This is a genomic window from Pseudomonas sp. GL_091 (assembly GCF_057837725.1).
In genome coordinates, this window is the sequence record NZ_CM174451.1 from 6,646,440 (window position 1) to 6,663,760 (window position 17,321).

Below are 17,321 nucleotides of genomic sequence, written 5' to 3' on the forward strand. Positions count from 1 at the left end.
CACTTATCCCCTTGAAAAATCTTGGAAAAAACACGAACAAGGCTGGTTGTTTTTTGAACGACGGCTTGCAAGGCTTGATTTGTATGGGGTGTAGCGAGGGGCGAACATGTTATCCACAGAACCACCAACAGGGATTGTGGGTAAACACCGAAGTTGTTCAGATTTTATTGAGGCATGAGCGTCCTGAATCCAGATCCAGGTTCAATTCAAAGTCTTTGAAGGCGCGCCATCCGAGCAATATCGACGGGACGTATTGCCCGCCTATCAGCGACGGCGGGATGGTAAAGCCCGGGTAGTATTTGTAGGTGACCGCCATGGTGTTGCCTTGCAGGGCCAATACGCCGTCGAAGCGTTGAAAGCGCTTGTTGTCGCCGATGTAAACGCTCGTGCTTCCCGGTGTCAGCGCCTGCACAACACTGAGCTGCCTGCCGGGCGACGAGGCCGTCAGGTAGTCGACATTTCCGGTATCGATGATGGCCTGCGTTGCCCGACGATCCAACTGTGCGGCCACCACCAGCCGTTGATTGAGATCCAGGCGGCTGACGACAATCGACGCATCACAGCGTGTGGCAAGCGGCGGATTTAGCTCCAGTATTCTGCTGGTTATCTTCAAGCGCCCCAGCTTGCTGATCAGATCCAGCCCCAACAGATTATCCCGGTCGCTGACAAAGACCAGGACGTTCCTGAACTCACGGGTGCCGACTTTCAGCGACCCGAGAATGCCCAGCCTCGCGGCCAAGCCCTTTTCGCCATAAAAGGTGCTGTAGCGATAGTAAGCATCGGGCAACAGTTGGATGCCCATCTGTTTCGCGGTGTCGACGTTGACGCGGGTTTGCGGTGCGCCGGTATCCACAACAAAACGCGCCGATGCACCATTGGCCCCATCGACATCAATAAAGGGCAGCACCTCGTCAGCGACATAAGCGTCGTTGGCATACGGATGGATGCGCAGCACTTCATGCTGTGTCGAACCGCTTATGGAAAAGTTTCCGGTCGCCGCCAGGATCGCCAGCGATTGGTGGCCAAACGTGGAAAACAGTGGTTTCAGATCGGCGTTGGCTTCGATCGCTCGTGCATGTTTTTCCTTGATCGCCAGATAGTATTCGGGGATCTGGTTGGCGGCTTTGGCCTCCAGCATTCTGGCGAAGACGGAGACGGAACAGCTGAGGTTCTTCGCAGCGTCCAGCACCTTGTCACATCGCTGCCTCAGCTGCGTCAGAGACGCCCTCTGTCCCTGCTCGGAGGTTATCCACTGATAAAAATCCGGATCGAGCGCAGCAGGGGTGTCAGAAGTTTTTGCCTGGGGGGCAGCCATCAACTCCGGCGATAAACACATGAAGCCTGCAAAGAACATCAGGCACCGACAGAACGCATTCATATCCAGCCCATTCATAAAAACCGGGTTTTTTAAGTATGCGCTGAATGTCTGAATGATCCCGAAACCGTGCTGCACCCTTAAACAGCGCATGAAAACTGTAGTTCACCCCATTGGCAGTTGCAGCGCGAGGCTTGAAATGTGAGGTCTGCACCTTTCATCTCAAGTAGCACTGCCCTATCAAAACCTGTTCTACACTCAGGCAAGCAGTTAATTTCAATTGCCTGGGTTATTGAAGAAGTCCTTGGCAGGCATGGAGGTTAAACGGTGATGTGGCACGGCAAGCTATCATTGATAGCGCCTCGCCATCACTGCGCCAAAGGTTTTACGCTGATTGAATTACTACTGACGTTGGCTCTGCTAGCCACTCTTTCGACAGTAGCTTATCCGCTGACGGCGGTGATGGGACAACGCGACCGGGAACTCGAACTGCAACGTTCATTGCGGGAAATACGGCGGGCGATTGATTCTTATAAAGAAGCCGCTGATGACAAGCGAATTGAACAAAGCATCAGTGCCAGTGGTTACCCTCCCAATTTGCAAGTATTAGTCCAGGGCGTCACGGACAAGAGTGATATCAAAGGCCAAAAGATATTTTTTTTGCGCCGTATCCCCCGCGACCCGGTGTGCGAGTGCCCCGAACTTTCACCAATTGACACCTGGCAATTGCGCAGTTACCGAAGCAGTCCCGACAATCCATCCGAGGGAGAAGATGTATTTGACGTTTCATCCCGCAGCCAACGGGAGAGTTTAAATGGAACGCCTTACAGTCAATGGTAGCAGCAACTTACGTGGTTTCACCCTGATCGAACTGCTGGTGGTCATGGCGATCATTGCCACCCTCATGACGCTCGTCACTCCCCAATACTTTCGCCAACACACCAAGGCCCAGGAAACCGTGCTTAGGCATAACCTGGTTTCACTGCGCCAGTCGCTGGACCAATATCGTGAAGATCACGGCAAGAGCCCCGACTCTCTCCAGGAACTCGTCAGCCGTCGTTACTTGCGGGAAATCCCCCTCGACCCCCTTACCGGCAAGCGTGACACCTGGCAACTACAAGCATCCGATGAGCAAGGCCTGGGTGATGTGCGCAGCGGTGCCAAAGGTCAAGGTAATGACGGAACGCCGTATTCAGATTGGTAAAAAGCACTAACTCCAGCGCCTGCAATAGGCACCCGGCGTTCAACAACTTCCCCGTCGCGACGCCCTGTCTTCCTCTTCTATCTTCACACAACCGTTCGTCGTAACTGTTATTTCTAACAGCTGGTGGAAGATGCTCGCTTGGCGTATCTATTTGTTACAGGATTTAACTTTTGCAGTTTTCGAGCTCACTCCAAGTAGAGCGAAATAAGTATGCCAATAGAAAAATACACTTCGACTGCTCATATAAAAAACACTATTGAGCTATTTAATGCTCGAGATTTTCTATTAAACACGCGAGCACACGAAAAGATCTCTAGCAACGACAACACCAGCACTATTACCCATAAACGGTGCAATTGTGTTTCAGGCCAACGTAATGACGGAACTCCCTATGCAGGCTAGTAGGCAGCGCCAGCAAGGCTCGGTGTTCATGGGCATGCTGGTTTCAGTTGCGATTGTCGCGGTAATGCTGATGGAGGCGGGCACGCTTTGGTCCAGTGTGCTGCAACGCGAGCGTGAGTTGGAACTCCTGGCCCGAGGCGGAGAAATACGTCGGGCCATCGGCCTGTATTACCAGCACGGTAAAACCTTTCCCAAAACCCTCGACGACCTGTTGCTGGACCGCCGCCTGCCCACTATCAATCGCTACTTGCGCCGGGTCTATGAGGACCCTCTGCTCGGCACCACCGAGTGGGGCCTGATCCAGGGCCCAGGCGACACCATCATGGGCGTCTTCAGCACCGCAAAGGGAACGCCTTTCAAGCAAAGTAACTTTTCAAGGGAAAACCAAAGCTTCTCAGGACAAGGCAGTTATCAAGGGTGGATGTTTCTGTACGGCCCTGGACAGAGTAACCCTCCAAAAAGCGTCACGCCCAATGGAGCTCAACCAACCGGATAAAGCCTACCGCAACAACTTACCCTGATTGTTCCATGCAGTTCGGAACACATTTAGCTGAATTGAAGGTGGACACAAAAATGAAGAATCTACAGCGAAAAATGCGACACCTGCTTGGGTGGGCGATGGCGGCAACGTTCTTGGTACCCACGCTGATCTGGGCCCATGGCGCGGTGGATATTCCCGCTTCACGGCAGGTTCATTGTTATACGCTTCCGAATTTCTGGGGGGGCACCAATGATCCGGCCTGTAAAGCTGTGCACGAAGAGAGCGGTACATATCCGGGACAACAATGGAACGAAGTGGCCAAACTGATAAAAAGTAAAGACGGTTACGACTACAACGATCAGAGCACTGTCGAAAAATTGATACCGGATGGCCAACTCTGCTCGGCAGCTGACTCACTTAAGAATGGTCTGAACCTGCCATTGGCCACGTGGCACAAGACAACAGTAACACCCAAAAACGGCTCCATTGAGGTGCGAATTATTGGCACCGCCCCCCATGTTCCCAGCTTTGTGAAAATTTACCTGAGCAAGCCTGCCTACAACGCTGCCACAACGCCGCTGAAATGGAGTGACCTGCTACTGATCCATGAAGAGCGGATGGAAAAATACGAAAAGGACTGGGGCAGCAATCCACCGAAAATTCCAGGGGCGAGCGGTTACTTTACGTTCAACGTAGCGATTCCCCCTGGCCGCACAGGCGATGCCGTACTCTATACCCGCTGGCAGCGAATCGATCCGGATGGCGAAGGTTTCTACAACTGCAGCGACATCACCATTGCCGGTGGTGGGACACCGGATCCACTACATGATCTGGGTCCATTTATTGGTTCCGATATGGATCGCCTCAAGCCAGGGGACTCCGTGCACTTCCGCATCATGGACGATACGCCGGCGGCCAAGGAAATCGTTGATATCACCCACAAGATCGACCAAAGCAACTTGAACAAGAATGTCTGGGGTCGTCAGGTGGCTGAGCAAGTGGGCTCGAACATCGCCAAAATAGGTGAAAAAAACGGCAGCAATGTGGTCTTCAACACAACCAACTCAGGTGCCAACTCTGTTTATGCAACCAACGAGGTTTACACCAAAGCCATGTCCATCATCCCTGGTGGTGGTGAAACGCCTGTCAATCCAACGGCACCGGTAGCCCGGATTACAGGGCCTGGCTCATTAGTGTCGGGCCAGACTTATACCTTTTCTGGCCAGTCCTCAATCGGGTACAACGGCAAGTTGGGCTTTACTTGGGCACCTGCTGGCGAGACCGACAAATTGGATGGCGACAGCGTTACATTCAAGGCCTTCACCGTACCGCAACCAGCACAACACACTGTACGGTTGAACATACGCGATGCTCAAAACGGGAAAACCAGCCAGGCTGAATTTCCTGTGACCATTAATCCGGCAGGTGGCGGTAATCCTGAACAATGGGTAGATGGTAAGGAGTACGCAGCGGGCAATATTGTGTCCAATAAAGGCAGTAATTATAAGTGCAAACCATGGCCGTATACCGGCTGGTGTAAAGGACCAGCAGATGCATACGAACCTGGTGTAGGCAGGGCTTGGGAGCAAGCTTGGGACAAAATGTAAAGCCAAGACCCGATGTCTCGCTATAAGCGCCGCATGTTTATGTGGCGCTTATATTGGCGGGGTAAATTGTTGGTTAACTTTTCCGAAAAAAATCAATCACAAAAACATATTCAATTACTTGAAGTTCACACAAAACGAAGTCCTACCGGAAGTGCCCCTCTGCAGTTGGGCCGGGAGAGTAAAAAGTAAAACCGCCTTACCCAGGCACTCCCAAAAGGTATCGCCATGATTTCGCTATCTTTACCCCCTCGCACGTTGCACCCGCAGCACGGCTTCACCTTGCTGGAGCTGCTGGTCGTGCTGTTGATCATCGCCTTGTTGGCCGGTTACGTCGGCCCCAAGATGTTCGATCGACTTGAATTGGCCAAGGTGCAATCCGCCAAAGGCCAGATGAAGTCCCTGGGCGATACCTTGAATCAGTACCGCCTGGACAACGCTCATTACCCCAGCGAGGCCCTGGGCTTGAAAGCGCTGACCGAACGCCCGGCCTCCGAACCCAATTGGCATGGCCCTTATCTGCCTAAAAGCGCACCACCAGACCCGTGGAATAATCCCTATCTGTTCAAAAACCCCGGCGCAGCCCACGAGATCGAAATTATCTCCCTTGGCCGCGATGGCCAGGCCGGCGGCGAAGGGACTAACGCTGACATCGTGTTTGGCCAATGAACATGCACCCTTTCGTCCTCACACTGGGCGCTTTGTTTTTGATCAACGGCGCACACGCCAATTGTTGGCAACTGGCGGGCAGCCGTTACCACATAGACCCATTATTGCTTTACGCCATCGCCAAGGTTGAGTCGGGCTTGAACCCGTCCGCCCGCAATCTCAACAGCGACGGCAGCCATGACATCGGCCTGATGCAAATCAACAGCCGCCATTTGCCGGCATTGGCACAGTTTGGCATTACCGAACAACACCTGCTGACTCAACCCTGCACGAGCGTGATCGTCGGCGCTTGGGTGCTCGCCGGGTTCATCCGCGAGAAAGGTTACGACTGGCAAGCCGTCGGCGCCTATAACGCCGGTACGCGCCCCGGGCGCGATGCCCGTCGCTCGCGCTACGCCGCCACCGTCTGGCGTTACTACGGCGAACTGCAGCGGCGCCGCCAACAACTGGCCGGGCAAACACCATGATCGACTTCGACGCGCGCATCATCCGCGATGGCCATTTGCAGACCCTGCGCGTCCAGGCTCCGGACCTTGCGCAGGCACGCCGGCAACTGCAGGACGACGGTACGCAGATCATCTCTGTGCAAGCGCGTCGTGAGTTGAAACTGCCCAGCCGTCGCGCAAAATTTGCCCTGGGCCTGTTCATCCAGGAACTGGTGGTACTGCTGGACGCCGGCCTGGTGCTGGTAGAAGCGGTGGAAACCTTGCGCGACAAGGCAGAGCCCGGCGTCAATCGGCAGGTCATGAGTGAACTGCTGGAATCAATGTATCAAGGCAACGCACTGTCCCGGGCGATGCAGCTCAAGCCACAGACCTTCCCTTCGCTGTTGATCGCCACCGTGGCTTCCTCGGAGCACAGCGGCCAGTTGTCCGTCGCCTTGCGCCGTTATCACCACTTTGAGGCGCATCTGGAAACGGTGAAGAAGCGCGTCAGCGGTGCACTGATGTATCCCCTGGTGGTACTGAGTGTCGGCGCGCTGATCCTGCTGTTCTTGTTGTTTTTTGTGATCCCCAGATTTGCCTCGGTATTCGATGCGGTAGCCGATCTGCCGGCCACTGCCCGGTTCATGGTTTGGTGGGGCGCACTGGTGCAAGCGCGTGGGATGGAGCTGATACTTGGCACCCTGGCTGCTGTCGCCGGCCTGGCGCTGCTGTTGCGCAGCGCCGCCTTCAAGCACCGGGCCGCCGCACTATTCTGGAAAATCCCGAGCCTGGGTGCCCAACGCACGCTGTTTATCCTCGCCCGGTTTTATCGTACCGCCGGCATGCTGTTGATGGGCGGGATGCCAGTGGTCACGGCGATCGAGCTGTCCGGTACGCTGCTGCCCAGTGAGCGCCAGGGCGCACTGCGCCAGGCCATGACCGACATCCAGGCCGGCCAACCTCTGTCGACGTCTCTGGCACGCCATCAACTGACCACCGCTGTCGCTGAACGCCTGTTGCGGGTGGGCGAGCAAAGCGGTGAATTGGCGGCAATGTGCGAGCGCATCGCGCAATTTCACGACGAAGCGCTCGAACGGGCCATCGAATTGTTCAGCAAGGTCTTCGAACCGCTGCTGATGCTGGTGGTCGGCGGCTTGATCGGGCTGATTGTGTTCATGTTGTACATGCCGATTTTCGAGCTGGCGGGCTCAATCCAGGGATAAAAAGCCATGAGTGATCAAATCCAGCAATGGCAGGCACTGGCCGACCAGCAAGGGCTATCGCTAGCCAATTACTTGCTGGAGATCCTGGACAAGGCACCCGAGCAATTGCAGGCGCTTGCCACCCGGCTGGGCTTGAAGGCCATCGAGCCGCAGAATCTCGCCAACCACTGGCGCTTCGACCTCCTGCCACTGCCCCAGGCGCTGATCCATCAGGTGCTGGTGGTGGACTGGCAAGGTGAACCCTGTCTGGTATTGGGGGATCCATTTTCACTGGCCAGCCGTCGCTGGATTCAGTCTTCGAAAACGTTGCAGCCACTGCCACTGGCCATGAGCTTGTCGGGCGCGGTGAAAGAGCAGTTGACCCTCGCCGAAACCAGCCAACGGGTCATGCAACCCTTCGGCGAAGACGACGAAAATGCCCGAGTGATGGAGACCGCCCAGGAGATATCCCTGAGCAGCATCGCCCTCGACGACAACCCGGTGGTGCGCCTGGTCAACTCGATGTTGTTCGATGCCCTGCAAAGTCGCGCCAGCGATATTCACGTCGAAACCACTCCTCAGGGCCTGGAGATCAAGTACCGCATCGACGGCGTGCTGCAAAAGATGGGACAAGCCGCCGGGCTGGACATGGCCGAGCAGTCACTGTCGCGGATCAAGGTCTTGTCAGAGCTGGATATCGGCGAACGACGGGTGCCCCAGGACGGTCGTTTCAAGGCCAGAATTCAGGCTCGCGAGGTGGATTTCCGGGTATCGATCATGCCCAGTATCCACGGGGAAGATGCAGTGCTGCGCATCCTCGACAAGTCGCAGCGGGGGGAATCGCTGAGCCTCGATTCCCTGGGGCTGGCCGCCGATACCATCGAGCGTATCCGCGCCCTCGCCAGCGAACCCTACGGCATGTTGCTGGTGACGGGACCGACCGGCAGCGGTAAGTCCACCACCCTGTATGCCGCCTTGTCGGAGACCAACACCGGCGAGAAAAAAATCATCACCATCGAGGACCCGGTGGAGTACGAGTTACCGGGCGTGTTGCAAATTCCAGTCAATGACAAAAAAGGCCTGACCTTCGCACGCGGTCTGCGCTCGATTCTGCGCCATGACCCGGACACGATTCTGGTGGGGGAAATCCGCGACGGCGAGACTGCCGGCATTGCAGTGCAAGCTGCTCTGACCGGGCACTTGGTGATGTCATCGGTGCATGCCAACAGCGCCTTCAGCGTGCTGGAGCGCTTCATCTACATGGACGTGGAGCCGGCCAGCTTTGTCGAGGCGCTGAACGGCGTGGTCGCACAGCGACTGGTACGACGCATATGCGAAGAATGCGCCGTGGAAGTCGAGCCCGATGCCGAACTGACGCGACTTGCGAAGCTCTCGCACCTGCACTTGAACAAAGGCCACTACCGGATCGGCAAAGGTTGTGAAGCCTGCCGTCATACCGGCTATCGCGGGCGATTGGCCCTGGCCGAAGTGTTGGCTGTCACCGACAGCATCAAGGAGGGATTGCTGCAACGCAGTTCGGCGTCTGCCCTGCGGGAGTTGGCGCAGCAATCCGGCCACCTGTTTATCCGCGATATCGCACTGGCGAGCGCTGCCGCCGGTCACACCACACTCAAGGAAATTCACCGTGTCATCTCTCTGTATTGAGCATGTGGTGTTGCTGCACAGCACCGGCGCCACCTGGGCCGCTCGCCCCCGCTGGAAAATGGGGCCAGCCTGGCGCAGTCACCAGGACGGCGAGCCTCTGGGTGCTTGCGCCACCCTGCTGGAGCAGGCACCACGAGGACGATTGCGTTATCTGGACCGGGTCACGGTGCTGCTCGGTTTTCCACACGTGCATTACTGGATACTGCCTTGGCAGGCCGGCCTGTACAGCCAGGCCGATTGGCAAGGTTACGCCCGGGCGAGCTTCAATCAGCAGACCGGCATTGACCCGCTCCCTTGGCAGGTGCAGGTCGCCCACGCTGGCTTCGGTCACAGCTGCCTTGCGGTGGCCACCCCTCTGGACCTTTTGGAAGACTTGCGCACCCTGTTCAAACTCAAGGCCCTGCCCTTGGGAACCTGTGCACCATTGTTGACGGCAGCCCTGCAGTATTACCGCATACAGTTGCCTGGTGACTGTGTGTTGGCGGTGCCTGAAACCAACGCCCTCGGTTGCGTCTACATGCAGCATGGGGCAATCAGCCAGGTCTGTTTGATACACACCGCTCCCGACAGCCTTTTGAGCGATAACCTGTTCACCGCAAACCTGCTGGTTGAACAACACGCACCAGCATCCTTTATCGCAACCCCTCGCCCCATTGAGCCACCAGAACACTGGCTGGGACCACCCCACCCGTGGTTGATGGAGCCGGCACCATGAATCTGCGAAACCGCTGGCAACGCCTGCGGGCTGTGCGCTCGCCGATGATCGATTTTCTACACCCCGGCACCACCCGCCGTCCCCTTGTGGCATTGCTCTGGCTGATCACCCTGATGGTGATGTTCACGACGTGGGAACACTGGCAACAGATGCAGCATCAGCAGCGACAGACCGACGAACTGGAGCAGCAATTCATCCAGCTGGCCCGACAACAGGAACAACTGATTCAAGCTGCCATCCACCTCTCGCCCGAGCAAAAAAAACAGCTGGTGATCTTCAGCCAGCAAGCAGTCACCCCTTTCCCACTGCTCGATGCCTTGGGCCAGGCATGGTCCAACGACATAGCCCTGACTCGTCTGGAGGTGAATACCCAAACCCAACTGTTGAACCTGGAGCTGGAAGCTCGGGTACTGGGCGACGCGTTTCGCTTTGTCGAGCGGCTCAAGGCCCTGGATGATGTTCACGTGAGCCTGCAACAAAGCAGCCGCAAGACCAACGATCCGGCACGGCCGGTGCTGGTCAAGCTCACCCTTGGCGGCGGGTAAGCCGTGGTGAAGCGCCTGACTCGTCAGCTTCCCGGCCTCGCTCAATGGCTACCACGCCTGCGCTGGCGGCTGATGCACTGGCAGCAGACTCTCGGTTTCTGGGGTGTGCTCGCCCTTGGGGCCATGGCCGGCACACTGGTGATCAAACTGACACTGATTGTCCCGTCCCTTGAGCAGGACGCCCTGCGTCGTCAGGAGCTGCAGGCAGCTATCGCCGAACGCCCTCAAGATGTGCAGGTCACTGATCCGGCAGTGGTAGAAAAACTACCCAGTGCCCAGGCCTTCGCGACTCGCCTGGAAAAGATCCTGACGCTCATTCAGCAACAGGGTTTCAGTATCGATCAGACCACCCTTTCCTACTCCACGCCGGGCGATAGCGGACTTCAACGCCTGGACATCGAAATTCCTCTGGCCGGCACTTATCCAGCACTACGTCAGGCCTTGGCCGCCGTGGTGCAAGAGCCGGCGGTGCGTATCGAAAACCTCAGGCTGGAGCGCAAGGAGATCGACGCTGCGCAACTGACCATCAACCTCAAATTGAGCGTAATTGGGGTGATTGAATGAAAGTGCCACTCTATTTGCGGATCTTGCTGCTGCTCACCCTGTTCGGTTGCGGCTGGTTGTTCTGGGAGGATCAGACGGGCAGTCCCGACACGCCAACATCCCCCGCAGCAGCCATGCCCGGAGTGTCCACCCCTCCTCCGTCTGAGCCAAAGAACACACGAGTTGCTGAACCCGGTGCCGTGGTGGACGTGTTCCCGATACAAACCTGGAGGCCGCCTCCTGCGCCCTCGGTCGTCAGCAACCCGACACCGACACCGCCACCACTGCCGTTCGTTATCAGTGCGCAATGGCGCTATCAAAACCAGGCCAAGATCGTCGTGCTCAGACGTAACGGCAAGCAATACACCTTATGCAACCAATGCACGGTACCGGGCCGGATTCGGCCAGGCGGCATGCTCGACAAGGACTACCGACTGGACAAATTGACTGACACCCGCGTGGTGCTGACGTACTTGCCCATGAAGCACGTCAGCACTTTACACCTGGGTACCTACCCGTGACGGGACAAAGAGAACGCTCATGTCAACGCGCACATTAGTTCACTGCTGCTTTGGATTGATCCTGCTGACCGGTTGCGAGACGCAACACGCCATCGAGCAAAGCGACGAACTGCGCCAGAAAGGGCAAATCGTGGATTCGGTAGAACTGCTGCAAGCCGAAGCCAAGGAAAATCCCGAAGACGTGCAGTTGCGCACCGCCAACTTCAGCAAACTGGAAATACTGGTCGCCCAATACAGCCGCGAGGCCAGTGCAGCGTTGATGCGTGGTGATGACGCCGCGGCCATCGCCGCCATGCAAACCATCCTCAAGTACGACCCCAGCAACCTCGGCGCCCGCCAGGAAATCCAGAGCATCCAGATAATGAAGCAACTACGCCCGCAATTGGCTCGGGCTTTTGCGATCAAAGACAGCAACCCGGTAGAAGCCCTCCACCTGGTGCGCCAGATCATCGCGCAAAAACCCAACTATCGTGCGGCCCTGGAGCTGCGCAATGCCCTGACCCGCGAACTGGTGAGTGCCGACAACCTGAGCCCCGACCTCAGTGAAGCCATGCGCAAACCCGTGAGCCTGGAATTCAGTTCCCAGAGCCTGACGGCGATCTTCGAGACCATCGCCCGTGTGTCCGGGGTCAACTTCGTCATCGACAAGGACGTGAACCCCAATGCCGCCGCCAGCATGACAGCCACCAAAACCACCCCTGAAGATGCACTCAATCTGCTGCTGGCAACCCAGCAACTGCAGAAGAAAATCCTCAACGCCAACACCATCCTGGTGTACCCCTCACGCCCGGAAAAAGATCGCGAATACCGTGAGCTGGCGGTGCGCACCTTCTACCTGAGCCACAGCGACCCGAAGCTGATCGCCGCCGAAATCAAGCAGCTGCTCAAGCCCAAGGAAGTACTGGTGGATGAACGCCTCAATGCAGTGATTGTGCGCGATGGTCTCGACACGTTGAGCGCCGTCGAAAAGCTGGTGGAAGCCATCGACATCGCCCAGTCGGAAGTGACCATTGATATTCAGGTGCTCGAGGTCAGCCTGGCGGACGAACAGAACCTGGGGATCGCCTACCCAGAGAGCATCGGACTGTCGGTAGGCAACTTTGCCAACTTGCCTGAAGGTCTCGCCGGCACGCCCATCAGCGCATTGCGGGGGATCAATGGCGATAACATTTTGCTGGACACCGGGAGTACTTCCGCACGAATCAACCTGCTACAACGCAGCGGAAACACCGTGACGCTGGCCAACCCAAGGGTTCGGGTGAAAAACCGCGAGAAGGCTCAGGTCAATATCGGTGACAAGATCCCCGTAATCACTACCACTACCACCAACCAGATCAGTACCTCGTCAGTGAGCTATCAGGACGTGGGCCTGAAAATCGAAGTGCAGCCCAATATCAGCCTGGCCGACGAAATCAGTCTCGATCTGTTTGTAGAAATGAGCCACATCACCAAACGTATCCCTGGTTCGGAAAATGTTCCGGCCACCTTTGAGCTGGGATCCCGTTCCACCAAGACCATGCTGACGGCACGCAACAATGAAACCCAGGTGGTCTCAGGGCTGATCCGCACGGCAGACATTGATGAGGGGTCGGGTTTGCCGTGGCTGAGCCAAATCCCGTGGCTGGGTAAAACCTTGTTCGGCACCAATCAGGGCACCCAGCAGAAGACCGAAATCATCCTGCTACTCACACCCCGAATCGAACGTAATCTGGATCTGCCGATCTCCCAGGTCAGCACCTTCCACAGCGGTACCGAGGCGCGCAGTTCCACCGAAGGGATGATCCTGCGTGATACGAGCAGTAGCCTCACACTCAAATCCAGTGGCGGCTCCAGCACCCTGAGTGCACCGCTGCCACCGCCAATGCAACAACCGGACGCCACCTGGCAGCCGTTGCCCCCACCGTTGGAACAGCAAGCGGTACCGCCGGCAGCCGCTCCTGGTCCGAATACACCCTGAATCTGATGTGGGAGCGGGTTTGCGCGCTCCCACATCTATGGATCTGCGTTGGTGATCCGTCAGCGAACCACACCTTCCTCTATCAGCAACTTCAGAATCGCCTCGGCGCCGGCCTGGGCCGTCACGCCTTTGAGCACCTGCCCGCCTCCACCACTGGCCTTGGCCGTCGCGGCTTTCATGCGGTCGGCACCGCTCTTGGCCTTGATCACCTTCAGGCGCTTGGGCCGTGGCTTGGCCGGTTGCAGGGTGGCGACCGCGAGCAGTTCATCGTCGATGACCTCGACGTCCTGTGCTTGCAGCACGCCGCGTTGAGCCGGGCCGTAAGCACTCTGCCGAGGCTTGGGTGCGGCGTTATCCACCGTCGCCAGAAACGGCAGGCGCACCTTCAGCCGACGGCGTTGACCGCGGGGCAAGGCTTGCAGCACCAGCGCCGAACTGCCATCAATGGACTCGACCTGCGCCAGTCCCACCACCAGCGGCCAGCCCAGGCTTTCGGCCAGCAGGAAGGGCAGCATGCCCGAGCCTTCACCGGTTTCCGCCTGGCTGCCGGTCAACACCACCTGCGCCCCGGCATCACGCAAATAGTCGGTCAGCGCCGGTAGCGCATCGGCGCCTTGCGGTTGTTCCAGCACATGCAGTAGCTCAAGCCCCATGCCCAGGTAAGCGCGCAAGGCAGGCTCGGCAATGTCGCCGGCATGCAGCACCTGCAAGTTATCCCCAGCCAGTTGCAGGCCCAGTTCCACCGCCCGCGCATCCTGCTCCGCGCGACGCGGCCGACCGGACGTCGGGTGGGCGCCGATGGACACCAGGCTGATGATTTTCGTGCTCATAACCCTTTCCTTCCCTTAAGCCGCATCGCGCTTGGCGTCGTTGCGGTAAGCCTCTACCGCCTCGATCAAGGCTTGAAGAATCTCCGCGCTCTCGCCGATTACCGAGAGGTCCGCGCGCTTGATCATGTCGCAGCCAGGATCAAGGTTGATCGCCACCACCTTGTCGCAGGCACCAATGCCTTGCAGGTGCTGGATCGCCCCAGAAATCCCCACCGCCACATAGACCCGTGCGGTGACCCAGGTGCCGGATGCCCCGACCTGACGGTCGCGGGCCATGAAGCCGTCGTCCACCGCCACCCGCGATGCGCCCTCGGTCGCGCCGAGGGCTTCGGCGGTCCTGTGGAAAAGTCCCCAGTCCTTGACCCCGTTGCCGCCGGAGAAAATGAACTCGGCTTCGGCCATGGGGATTGCCGCTGGGTCCACCGCCACCGCGCCCAGATCTTCGATCCGCGACAGGCTGCGCGCCACGGTTGTGGATAACTCCACCGGCAAGGCTTCGTGACGGGTTTCGCTGACCGGTTCGGCGCACTCGGCAGCCGCCAGAATCAATCGCGCTAGCGGACGGGCAAGGTCTTGCAGACCCGCGCCGGCACGACCGATGCACTCCTGATCCTTGACCTGCCAGACCCGCGTGGCCGGGCGCTCGCCCAGTGCCGCGGCAAAACGTCGGCCGAGTTCGCCACCGCCACTGCGGCTGTCCGGCAGTAACCAGTGACGCGGGCTGAACTGGTTATCCACAGCCCGCAGGCCCTGGACCCGTTGTTCCGGTGCATAACCGTTGAATTCTTCACCTTCCAGCACCAGCAGGCGGTCGACGCCCGCCGTGGCGAAAGCGTTTTCCTTGTGCTCGCCGAACACCACGGCCAGCACTGCGCCGTCCTTGCCGGCCAGCTGATGGGCCAGGCCCAGCAGGTCGCGGTCGTGACTGCTCAAGCGACCACCGACCATGTCCGGCACCACGCTGATGTAAAATGCCGGCGCGGCCACCTGATGCAATGGCAGTTGCACTTCAACAGCAGCCGAGCGTTTGGTCGCCCCGCCCTGTTGAGCGCCGCTGCGGTCGATGCGTTTGATGCCATTGGGGCCGATAAAACCAATGCCATGGGGATTCTTGCGGATGACGCCGTTAGGCCCCATCCAGCTGTGTTGCGCCGGTTGCATGGCCGCGTGCAGCGGGTGCAGCCGGTTGCGGGCAATCCATTCGGCCCGAGGGTCGCGGCGGATAATGTCGCTCATCAGTGCACCTCCGCGGGTTTACGCTGGGCCGGTGTAGAGGGCTTGGACGCGGCTTCTTCCAGCAACGCGTCGGCCACCAGTTCGGCAATGTCCTTGATCATCGGCCGGGGTTCGACCACGCCTTCGAGCATCGCAGTGCATTGTGGACAACCCACGGCCACCAGTTCGGCGCCGGTTTCGCGGATGTCTTCCATGCGCATGTCGGGAATGCGTTGCTTGCCGGGAATGTCGGTGATCGGCGCGCCGCCACCACCGCCGCAGCAGCGCGAGCGGAAGCCGGAGCGTTCCATCTCTTTCACTTCGATCCCCAGGGCGCGCAACACCTGACGCGGTGCCTCGTATTCGCCGTTGTAGCGGCCGAGGTAGCACGGGTCGTGGTAGGTCACGCTGTCGCCTTTGTGCTGACCGAGATTGAGCGCGCCAGCATCGATGATTTCCGCCATGTAGGTGCTGTGGTGCTGCACCAGGTAGTTGCCATCGAAGGCGCCGTACTCGTTTTTCAGCACGTGGAAGCTGTGCGGGTCACAGGTGACGATACGGTTGAAGCTGTACTTGGCCAGGGTCTGGATGTTGCGTTTGGCCAACAACTGGAAGGTCGCTTCGTCACCCAGGCGCCGGGCCACGTCACCGCTGTCGCGTTCTTCGAGGCCGAGCACGGCGAAGTCGATTTTCGCTGCTTTCAGCACTTTGACGAAGGCGCGCAGGGTGCGCTGGTTGCGCATGTCGAAGGCGCCGTCGCCGACCCAGAACAGCACGTCGGTGGATTTCTTTTCGCTGAGCAGGTTGAGGTTCAGGTCAGCCGCCCAGTTCATCCGCCCGCCCGGCGCGAAGCCGCCCGGGTTGTCGGTAGCGATCAGGTTTTCCAGGACTTCGGCACCCTTGTTCGGGGTCGCGCCTTTTTCCAGGGTCAGATGACGGCGCATGTCGACGATGGCATCGACGTGCTCGATCATCATCGGGCATTCCTCGACGCAGGCACGGCAGGTGGTGCACGACCACAGGGTCTCGGCATCCACCAGACCGTTGACGATCGGCTGATGCGGATTACCGGCGTGTTCACCGATGGGTTTGCCTGGGTACGGGCTGCCGGCGAACTTGGCGTCGGTGCCACCGGCCAGGCCGACGACCATGTCCTGAATCAGTTTTTTCGGGTTCAGCGGCTGGCCGGCAGCGAAGGCCGGGCACGCTGCTTCGCATTTACCGCACTGCACGCAGGCGTCGAAGCCAAGCAATTGGTTCCAGGTGAAATCCTTGGGTTTTTCCACGCCCAGTGGCGCGGTCGGGTCGCTCAAGTCCAGAGGCTTGAGGCCCGTGGAACGACCGCCACCGAAGCGCTCGGCGCGACGGTGCCAGGCCAGGTGCAGCGCACCGGCGAAGGCGTGCTTCATCGGCCCGCCCCAGGTCATGCCGAAGAACAGTTCCGACACGCCCCACAACACGCCAACCCCGAGAATTGCTGCCAACAGCCAGCCACCGAAGTTTTCCGGGAGGATGCCCGCCACCGGCAGGGTCAACAGGAAGAACGAGGCCGAGAACGCCAACAGGCTTTTCGGCAGGCGCATCCACGGGCCTTTCGACAGACGCGACGGCGGGTTGCGTCGACGCAGGTAAACAAAGATCGCGCCGACGAACATCACTGCCGTCATCAGCAGCAGCGCATAGCCGAGGAAGCGGTTATGCAGGCCGAAACCATGCACCAGAATCGCCAGCACGATGGACGCCACCGCACCGCCGGCCGTGGCGACGTGGGTGTTGGCAATGTATTTGTCCCGCGCGACCACATGGTGCAAGTCGACCATGTAGCGCTTGGGCATGGCGAACAAGCCGCCGATCAGGTCGACTTTCGAGGCGCGGCCCCGACGCCACATATTCACCCGCCGCAAAGCACCGAGGACGCCAAGGCCCAGGGCAGCGAACAGCAGGATTGGAAGAAGGGTGTTCAACATAGGTGAAGCTCCCAAAGACCGCAGGGTCTTGCAGGCCAAACTACCTGGATGCCTTGCCCGA

17 protein-coding genes are annotated in these 17,321 nt (G+C 58.6%); 13 read left to right on the forward strand and 4 right to left on the reverse strand.

Annotated elements, in window-relative coordinates; all coding sequences use genetic code 11:
• Positions 1-157: 157 nt before the first annotated feature.
• Positions 158-1,378, reverse strand: coding sequence for a retropepsin-like aspartic protease (locus AC3ITY_RS30325; RefSeq protein ID WP_489306546.1), 1,221 nt, complete (start codon positions 1,376-1,378; stop codon positions 158-160).
• Positions 1,379-1,645: 267 nt separating this feature from the next.
• Here AC3ITY_RS30325 and AC3ITY_RS30330 point away from each other — a divergent pair, with 267 nt between their 5' ends.
• The 13 genes from AC3ITY_RS30330 to AC3ITY_RS30390 all read left to right on the forward strand — a co-directional run bounded on the left by AC3ITY_RS30330 (position 1,646) and on the right by AC3ITY_RS30390 (position 13,248).
• The gene (locus tag AC3ITY_RS30330; protein WP_489306548.1) at positions 1,646-2,155 is read left to right on the forward strand and encodes a type II secretion system protein; all 510 of its coding nucleotides are present in this window, start codon (positions 1,646-1,648) and stop codon (positions 2,153-2,155) included.
• Positions 2,130-2,519, forward strand: a complete 390-nt coding sequence (locus AC3ITY_RS30335) for a type II secretion system protein (RefSeq protein ID WP_489306549.1) — start codon at positions 2,130-2,132, stop codon at positions 2,517-2,519. Before AC3ITY_RS30330 ends, AC3ITY_RS30335 begins: the two co-directional genes overlap by 26 nt.
• A gap of 376 nt (positions 2,520-2,895) precedes the next feature.
• Positions 2,896-3,417, forward strand: a complete 522-nt coding sequence (locus AC3ITY_RS30340) for a type II secretion system protein (protein WP_489306551.1) — start codon at positions 2,896-2,898, stop codon at positions 3,415-3,417.
• A gap of 77 nt (positions 3,418-3,494) precedes the next feature.
• Positions 3,495-5,009, forward strand: coding sequence for a lytic polysaccharide monooxygenase (locus tag AC3ITY_RS30345; protein WP_489306552.1), 1,515 nt, complete (start codon positions 3,495-3,497; stop codon positions 5,007-5,009).
• A gap of 225 nt (positions 5,010-5,234) precedes the next feature.
• A complete protein-coding gene (gene gspG, locus AC3ITY_RS30350; protein ID WP_489306553.1) occupies positions 5,235-5,675 on the forward strand; it encodes a type II secretion system major pseudopilin GspG in 441 nt (146 codons plus the stop codon).
• A 2-nt stretch (positions 5,676-5,677) separates the two neighbouring features.
• Positions 5,678-6,142: a transglycosylase SLT domain-containing protein gene (locus AC3ITY_RS30355; RefSeq protein ID WP_108229745.1), complete on the forward strand. Its 465-nt coding sequence runs from the start codon at positions 5,678-5,680 to the stop codon at positions 6,140-6,142.
• Positions 6,139-7,323 (forward strand): type II secretion system F family protein, encoded by a 1,185-nt coding sequence (locus AC3ITY_RS30360; RefSeq protein WP_489306555.1) that lies wholly within the window; start codon positions 6,139-6,141, stop codon positions 7,321-7,323. Before AC3ITY_RS30355 ends, AC3ITY_RS30360 begins: the two co-directional genes overlap by 4 nt.
• A gap of 6 nt (positions 7,324-7,329) precedes the next feature.
• Complete coding sequence (locus AC3ITY_RS30365) at positions 7,330-8,967, forward strand: GspE/PulE family protein (RefSeq protein WP_489306556.1); 1,638 nt, start codon at positions 7,330-7,332, stop codon at positions 8,965-8,967.
• On the forward strand, positions 8,948-9,682 hold the full coding sequence (locus AC3ITY_RS30370) for a hypothetical protein (RefSeq protein ID WP_489306557.1): 735 nt from the start codon (positions 8,948-8,950) through the stop codon (positions 9,680-9,682). The genes AC3ITY_RS30365 and AC3ITY_RS30370 overlap by 20 nt, the downstream gene beginning before the upstream one ends.
• The gene (locus AC3ITY_RS30375) at positions 9,679-10,227 is read left to right on the forward strand and encodes a hypothetical protein (protein ID WP_489306559.1); all 549 of its coding nucleotides are present in this window, start codon (positions 9,679-9,681) and stop codon (positions 10,225-10,227) included. The genes AC3ITY_RS30370 and AC3ITY_RS30375 overlap by 4 nt, the downstream gene beginning before the upstream one ends.
• Before the next feature lie 6 nt (positions 10,228-10,233).
• Positions 10,234-10,791 carry a GspMb/PilO family protein gene (locus tag AC3ITY_RS30380; RefSeq protein ID WP_489306560.1) on the forward strand — a complete coding sequence of 186 codons (558 nt, stop codon included), beginning with the start codon at positions 10,234-10,236 and terminating at the stop codon, positions 10,789-10,791.
• A complete protein-coding gene (locus tag AC3ITY_RS30385) occupies positions 10,788-11,291 on the forward strand; it encodes a hypothetical protein (protein ID WP_489306561.1) in 504 nt (167 codons plus the stop codon). Before AC3ITY_RS30380 ends, AC3ITY_RS30385 begins: the two co-directional genes overlap by 4 nt.
• Positions 11,292-11,310: 19 nt before the next feature.
• Positions 11,311-13,248 (forward strand): secretin N-terminal domain-containing protein, encoded by a 1,938-nt coding sequence (locus AC3ITY_RS30390; RefSeq protein WP_489306562.1) that lies wholly within the window; start codon positions 11,311-11,313, stop codon positions 13,246-13,248.
• Positions 13,249-13,307: 59 nt separating this feature from the next.
• Here the strand turns inward: AC3ITY_RS30390 and etfB are convergent, their stop codons facing one another.
• Genes etfB through dgcB form a run of 3 tightly spaced genes read right to left on the reverse strand, consistent with a single transcriptional unit; the run spans position 13,308 to position 17,260 of the window.
• Entirely contained in the window at positions 13,308-14,078 is a 771-nt protein-coding gene (gene etfB / locus AC3ITY_RS30395) for an electron transfer flavoprotein subunit beta (RefSeq protein ID WP_489306563.1), read from the reverse strand.
• A gap of 15 nt (positions 14,079-14,093) precedes the next feature.
• Positions 14,094-15,314, reverse strand: coding sequence for an electron transfer flavoprotein subunit alpha (etfA, locus tag AC3ITY_RS30400; RefSeq protein ID WP_007985970.1), 1,221 nt, complete (start codon positions 15,312-15,314; stop codon positions 14,094-14,096).
• Positions 15,314-17,260 (reverse strand): dimethylglycine demethylation protein DgcB, encoded by a 1,947-nt coding sequence (gene dgcB / locus AC3ITY_RS30405; RefSeq protein ID WP_489306564.1) that lies wholly within the window; start codon positions 17,258-17,260, stop codon positions 15,314-15,316. The genes etfA and dgcB overlap by 1 nt, the downstream gene beginning before the upstream one ends.
• Positions 17,261-17,321: the final 61 nt, after the last annotated feature.